This window comes from Mesorhizobium sp. M6A.T.Ce.TU.002.03.1.1 (assembly GCF_003997275.1).
Taxonomy (GTDB): domain Bacteria; phylum Pseudomonadota; class Alphaproteobacteria; order Rhizobiales; family Rhizobiaceae; genus Mesorhizobium; species Mesorhizobium mediterraneum.
Window position 1 is genome coordinate 1 of the sequence record NZ_RZTI01000212.1, and the last position, 6,222, is coordinate 6,222.

Here is a 6,222-nt window from a genome sequence, read left to right on the forward strand (position 1 = left end):
GAGTGCGCGGCCCATGCCCGCCGTTGCCACGCCAAGACCGGTGAGGCCAAGGAACTCACGGCGGCCGATCGAACCGCGCTTGAGGCGCATCAATTGGTCGACGAATTTTTCGGGGTTTATCGGCAGTCCGTCACGATATGATTTCGACATGTTTGTTTTCCCTCTGGTTGGTCCCGTTGTTCTTGGGGTCCGGGAACGCGAGCGGCGTTCCTGATGTAAAGCCGATGGCGACGGGTTCACCCGGCTTGAAGAGATTTCGACCGCCGATCAGGTGATCGGCCTTGGCGAGCAGCGTTCCGATACCGCCGACCTCGATCGCATATTCCGCGGTCGAGCCAAGAAAGATCCGGTTGCGGACAATGCCGTTCAGCCGACCGCTTCCCGGCGCGCCGAGGCTTAGGGCTTCAGGACGCAGGCTGACGGCAACGGCTTCGTCCTGGCGCAGCGAAGTCCGTTTGCGCGCGGCAATGACGGTGCCGTCGGCAAGCGCCACCTCGACGAGGTCGCCCGAGTGCCCGGCGACCTTGCCGCTCAACAGATTGGTCTTGCCGACGAAGTCGGCGACGAAGAGGTCGGCGGGCTCGTCATAGATTTCGCTTGGCTGCCCGAGCTGGACGATGCGCCCGCCATTCATGACGCAGACGAAATCGCTCATCGACAGTGCTTCTTCCTGGTCGTGCGTGACAAGGACGAAGGTGATGCCGATCTCGCGCTGCAGGTTCTGCAGCTCTATCTGCATGTCGGTGCGCAGCTTCTTGTCGAGCGCCGCCAGCGGCTCGTCGAGCAGCAGCACCGCCGGCTTGTTGACCAGCGCCCGCGCCAGGGCGACACGCTGCTGCTGGCCGCCGGAAAGCTCGTGGATCTTGCGGCGGCCGTAGCCGGCAAGCCGCACCATGGCGAGCGCCTCGCCTGCTCTCAGGCTGATCTCCCGCGACGACAGCCGCGGCCTTGCCTGGCGCAGCCCGTAGGCGATGTTGTCCTCGACATCCAGATGCGGAAACAGCGCATATTGCTGGAACACCATGTTGACCGGCCGCCGGTAGGGCGGCGTGCCGGCCATGTCGCGGCCGCGGATGAAGACCGCGCCTTCGCTCGGCTGTTCGAAGCCGCCGATCATGCGCAGGCAGGTTGTCTTGCCGCAGCCGGACGGCCCGAGCAAGGCGACAAAGGCAGACGGCGGGATGGCTAGATCGATGCCGCTGACCGCAGTCACGCTGCCGTAGCGTTTGGTGACCCCGCGAAACTCGATATCTGGCACTGCGGTCAAAGCTGCGGGCTCCAGCGAAGGCGATTTTCAAGACGCTATCAGAGCCAACGGTGACTAGTATATACCTCGCAGGTGGTATATTTGGTCTATTTTCTCGTTTAAAGGGGTATAAATTGAGCGGATCGCGCGGCGACGAATACAATCAGCTCGCTGCGCTCATCGCGGCGACACGGGAGACGAGCGGCGAGCTTTTCGGCAAGGCGATGGTCGCCTGGCTCCGGCGGCATGTCAGCTTCGATCACTGTGTGATCTTCGGCTATCGCGGCGCCTCGCGCCCGCCGCTGCTGTTCGAGACGTTCTCGCCGGCCGAAAGCCACGTCTTCGTCGCGCTCTATCAGGAAGGGCCTTATCTGCTCGACCCGTTCCATCACGCAGCGGTCGAGCGAAAGGAAGGTTTTTGGCGCATGCGCGAGCTGGCGCCGGACCGCTTCTATGCCAGCGAATATTATCGCTCCTACTATAGCCAGACCAAGCTGGCCGAGGAGGTCGGCTTCTTCGTGCCGCTTAAGGGAAAGGACGCGCTGGTGGTCTCGCTGATGCGATTGCACGCTTCGGGACCATTCGGAACCGCCGACGCCAGGTTGCTGCGTGACATGGCGCCGGCGGTGATCGGTCTCGCCAGGCTGCGCTGGCCGGCCCTTCCGGCCGACCAACCGGCAGCGACGAAGCAGGACGAGGCGATTGCGCCGGTCAACGAGTTCGAGCGTGCTCATATCTGGAAGAGCCTTTCGCTCACGCCGCGCGAAAAGCATGTCGTCGATCTGGTGCTTCAGGGCCATTCGACGGAATCGATAGCCAGGGCGATGCGCATCGTGCCGGGAACCGTAAAGGTCCACCGCCGCAACATCTATCGCAAGCTCAAGATCAAATCGCAGGCTGGTCTCTTCGCGCGTTTCGTCGAGATCATCGACGCGCGGATTCGGTAATCCACGATTTCGAAATGGCCTCGCTCAAGCAGTTTAGCTGGCAGCGCTTTCCCAGGAGCCGGTTTCAGCCATCCGCCTGAGCAGGGGCGCCGGCTTGAAAACATCCTTGCCGGTCCGCTCGTGCCAGTGGTCGAGCCGCCCGATGATCTTGTCGATCCCTTCGAGACCGGCCCAGAACATCGGCCCGCCCTTGCCTACCGGAAAGCCATAGCCGTTGACCCAGACGACATCGATGTCGGAGGCGCGGGCGGCAATTTTCTCCTCGAGGATCTTGGCCCCTTCATTGACCATGGGATAGAGCGTCCGCTCGATGATCTCGTCAACACCAATCGTGCGCGGCGCGATACCCTTCTCGGCAGCCTTGTCGCGGATCAGCGCTTCGACGTGCGGATTGGGAGCCGGTGTGCGTGAGCCATTCTCGTAGCGGTAGAAACCGCTGCCGGTCTTCTGGCCGAAATGCCCCTGTTCGCACAGTGTGTCGGCGATTATTGCCGTCTGGCCGCGCGCCTTGCGGTTGCGCCAGCCTATGTCGAGGCCGGCGAGATCGCCCATCTGGAACGGCCCCATCGGCCAGCCGAAATCGGTGAACGCCTGGTCGATCTGCTGTGGCGTTGCACCTTCCAGCAAAAGCGCCTCGGATTCCGAACCGCGCGCGGCCAGCATTCGGTTGCCGACGAAGCCGTGGCAGACGCCGACGACGACCGGCACCTTACCGATCCGCCGTGCCAGCTCGACGATTGTCGCCAGCGCATCGGGCGCGGTCTTCTCGGCGCGCACGATCTCCAGCAGCTTCATGACGTTGGCCGGCGAAAAGAAATGCATGCCGACGACATCCTGCGGGCGCGACGTCGAGGCGGCGATTTCGTTGACGTCGAGATAGGAGGTGTTGGTGGCGAGGATCGCGCCCGGTTTGGCCACCGCGTCTAGCCTGCCGAACACCTCGCGCTTGACCGCCATCTCCTCGAACACGGCCTCGACGATCAGGTCGCAATCGGCGAGGTCGCCATAGTCGGTGGAACCCTCGAACAGGCCGAGCCGCTGACGCTTGGCGTCTTCGCTCAGCGAACCGCGCGCGACCGAGACGGCATAATTCTTCTCGATCGTCGCCAGCCCGCGTTGCAGCGCTTCCTGCGTTGATTCCAGCAAGGTCACGGGGTAGCCGCCATTGGCGAACGCCATGGCGATGCCGCCGCCCATCGTGCCGGCGCCGATGACGCCGACCCGCGCGATCTTGCGCCTGACGATATCTTTAGCCCCAACCTTCGCCGCCTCGCGCTCGGCGAAGAACAGATGGCGCTGAGCGCGCGATTGGTCACCAGCAACGAGTTTGACGAACAGTTCGCGTTCCGCCGCCAGCGCCTCGTCGAACGGCAGCGTGATGGCGTTGCGAACCGACTGCGCGCAGGCGATCGGCGCTTCGAGCCCGCGCGCCTTTTTGGCAAGCTCCGCCGCTTGCTTGTCGAATTCAGGCAATTCCGCCCGGTCGAGACGGCCGTCACGGTGGCGCACCGGCGTGAACGGTCCGCCCCTGCCAACCATTTCGCTAGCGAAACGAACTGCCTGCGCAGTCAGGCCATCCTCGAAGACGGCGTCCACCAGCCCGGCGGCGAGCGCCTCTGCCGCACCGATCGGCGTGCCCGAAACGATCATGCTGAGCGCCTTCAGCGCGCCGACGAGACGCGGCAGCCGAACCGTGCCGCCACCGCCCGGCAGCAAGCCGAGCTTGACTTCCGGCAGGCCGAGCTTGGCGCCGGTATCCGCAACGCGAAAATGGCAACCAAGCGCCAGTTCCAGGCCACCCCCCAACGCGGTGCCGTGAATGGCGGCAACCGTCGGCTTGGCGATGGTTTCCAGCACGGCAATGATGGCGCGCAAATCCGGCTGCTGCACCGGCTTGCCGAATTCGGTGATGTCGGCGCCGGCGACAAAGGTCCGCCCGGCGCAAGCGATGACGATGGCCGCGACATCTGGCTCTTCCCGCAAGGAGAAAAGCGCCTGCATCAGCGGCTCGCGAACATGGAAGCTAAGCGCGTTGACCGGCGGATTGTCGATGGTCACGACCGCAATGCGGCCGTCCCTTGTAACGCTCACGAAATTGGGCACGCAACCTCTCGCAAAATGATGTTCGCCGAACGATTTAAAGGGCCGATGCCCGGATGGGAACCGTTTTCGCGGAAAGGCTCCAGGCTGTTGTGGTGATCCTTCGCGCCCCCCTCTGCCCTGCCGGGCATCTCCCCCACAAGTGGGGAGGTCGGCTGCTTCGCCCGCACCGCTCGCCCTGCAACGTCGGCGTTCTTACTGCTGAGGCGTTTGCGATTGGCGAAAGCGGCTGTGTGCGCAATCTCCCCCCAAGTGGGGGAGATGCCCGGCAGGGCAGAGGGGGGCGCTGTCCCGCCGGCATCAAAAGATTCTGCACCGCCTGGCGAAAGAACTAGCGCAGCGCTTTCTGGCCGCCCGCGGCGGTGATGACGCCGACGATGATCAGTCCGGTCAGCAGCAGCCGGACGCCGGCGCTGACGCCGAACGTGTTGAGCATGGTCAGGAGCAGGACCAGGAACAGCGCCGCGCCCCAGACACCCGGCACATTGGCCTTGCCGCCGGCCACCGACGTGCCGCCGATGACGACGACGGCGATTGAGGCCAGCAGGTACTCGTTGCCGATATCGACATTGGCGCCGCGGAAATAGCCGGCAAGCAGCGCCCCGTCGAGGCCGCCGAGCGCGCCCGACAGCGTGTAGGTGAGGAAGCGGATGCGGCCAACATTGATGCCGGCAAACCACGCGGCGCGGATGTTCTGGCCGATCGCCAGCACAGAGCGGCCATAGATCATGCGCTGTAGCGCGATGGCAGCGCCGATGGTGAACAGCACGGTGAGGATCGCCAGGATCGGAATGCCCAGAATCTGCCAGTTGGTAAAACTGGCGAAGCCCGGCGGCGGCTTGATCTGCAAGCCGCGACCATAGCTGATGTCGATCGACTGGATAATGAAGCTCGCCGACAATGTGGCGATGATCGGCGGAATGCGCAGCGCCCAGATCAAGAGATAGTTGGCCGCGCCGACCGTCATGCCGCAGGCCACCGCCGCCAGCAGCCCGACGGCGATCATCGCATCATTGCCGTCCATCACCTTCATGGCGACGGCGCTGGCGAGGCCGATATTGGCCGGCAGCGACAGGTCGACATTGCCCGGCCCGAGCGTGATGACGAACATCTGGCCGACACCGACGATGACGGTGAAGACGGCGAGCGAAAGTGCTGCCGTGATCATGCCGCCGCCGCCATATCCGCCGGTGAAGGCAATCGTCGCCAACCACACCAGCAGCGCGCCGATGAAGGACCAGATCCACGGTTTGGCGAGCAGCAATCGCAACGATGCCATCGCTCACCTCTCCCTGCGGCTGATCAGCACCCGGGCCGCCAGCACGATGATCAGGATGGCGCCATTGGCGGCCACCTGCCAATCGGGCGGAATGTGCATGAAGGTCAGCAGTGGCGACGCGGCCAGCGCCAGCGTCAGCGCGCCGATCACCGCGCCGATCGGCGACACCCGGCCGCCGACGAATTCGCCGCCACCGAGGATGACGCCGGCGATCGAAAGCAGCGTGTAGCCATTGCCGATATTGGCGTCGGCCGAGGTGGTGATGCCGATCAAGGCCATGCCGGACAGCACTCCGAACAGGCCGGCGAGTGCAAACAGGATGATCTTGGTCTTGAACAGCGACCAGCCGGCACGGCTGAGTGCCGCGGCATTGCCGCCCGATCCGCGCAGGATCACGCCATAGGAGGTGCGCATCAGTCCGAAATAAACGACCGCCGCGATCAGCAGCGCGGCAATGATCGGAAAGGGAATGAAAGGCGGCTTGAAAGCCATGAGCGACAGCAACCAGTCCGGCGCCTTGCCGCCGGGCTTCGGCAGGATGAGGATGGCGAGCCCCTGCCAGACAAAACTCATGCCGAGCGTCACCACGATCGAAGGCAGGTTGCGCAGATGGATCAGCGCGCCGAGCAGCGCGTAGACACCGATCGAGC

Annotated in this window: 5 protein-coding genes and 1 pseudogene; 1 reads left to right on the forward strand and 5 read right to left on the reverse strand. The window is 64.2% G+C overall.

The genetic code is table 11. The annotated features are described in order from the left end of the window. Both EOC93_RS35180 and EOC93_RS32195 read right to left on the reverse strand, forming a co-directional pair. A pseudogene (locus EOC93_RS35180) lies at positions 1-150 on the reverse strand (spermidine/putrescine ABC transporter substrate-binding protein); the annotation flags it as partial. After that, positions 131-1,267, reverse strand: coding sequence for an ABC transporter ATP-binding protein (locus tag EOC93_RS32195; RefSeq protein WP_095484957.1), 1,137 nt, complete (start codon positions 1,265-1,267; stop codon positions 131-133). The pseudogene EOC93_RS35180 and the gene EOC93_RS32195, both read right to left, overlap by 20 nt. Positions 1,268-1,380: 113 nt before the next feature. Between EOC93_RS32195 and EOC93_RS32200 the strand changes: the two genes are divergently transcribed. After that, positions 1,381-2,193, forward strand: coding sequence for a LuxR C-terminal-related transcriptional regulator (locus tag EOC93_RS32200; RefSeq protein WP_095484956.1), 813 nt, complete (start codon positions 1,381-1,383; stop codon positions 2,191-2,193). 33 nt (positions 2,194-2,226) lie between these two features. On the opposite strand, the gene EOC93_RS32205 is transcribed toward EOC93_RS32200, so the two are convergent. From EOC93_RS32205 to EOC93_RS32215, 3 genes are all read right to left on the reverse strand, one after another. Beyond that, positions 2,227-4,296, reverse strand: a complete 2,070-nt coding sequence (locus EOC93_RS32205; RefSeq protein ID WP_127206623.1) for a 3-hydroxyacyl-CoA dehydrogenase NAD-binding domain-containing protein — start codon at positions 4,294-4,296, stop codon at positions 2,227-2,229. 328 nt (positions 4,297-4,624) lie between these two features. Further along, positions 4,625-5,572, reverse strand: a complete 948-nt coding sequence (locus EOC93_RS32210) for an ABC transporter permease (protein WP_127206624.1) — start codon at positions 5,570-5,572, stop codon at positions 4,625-4,627. Between the two features lie 3 nt (positions 5,573-5,575). Further along, positions 5,576-6,222 (reverse strand): ABC transporter permease (locus EOC93_RS32215; protein ID WP_164759365.1); only part of this gene is annotated, 647 nt, incomplete at its 5' end.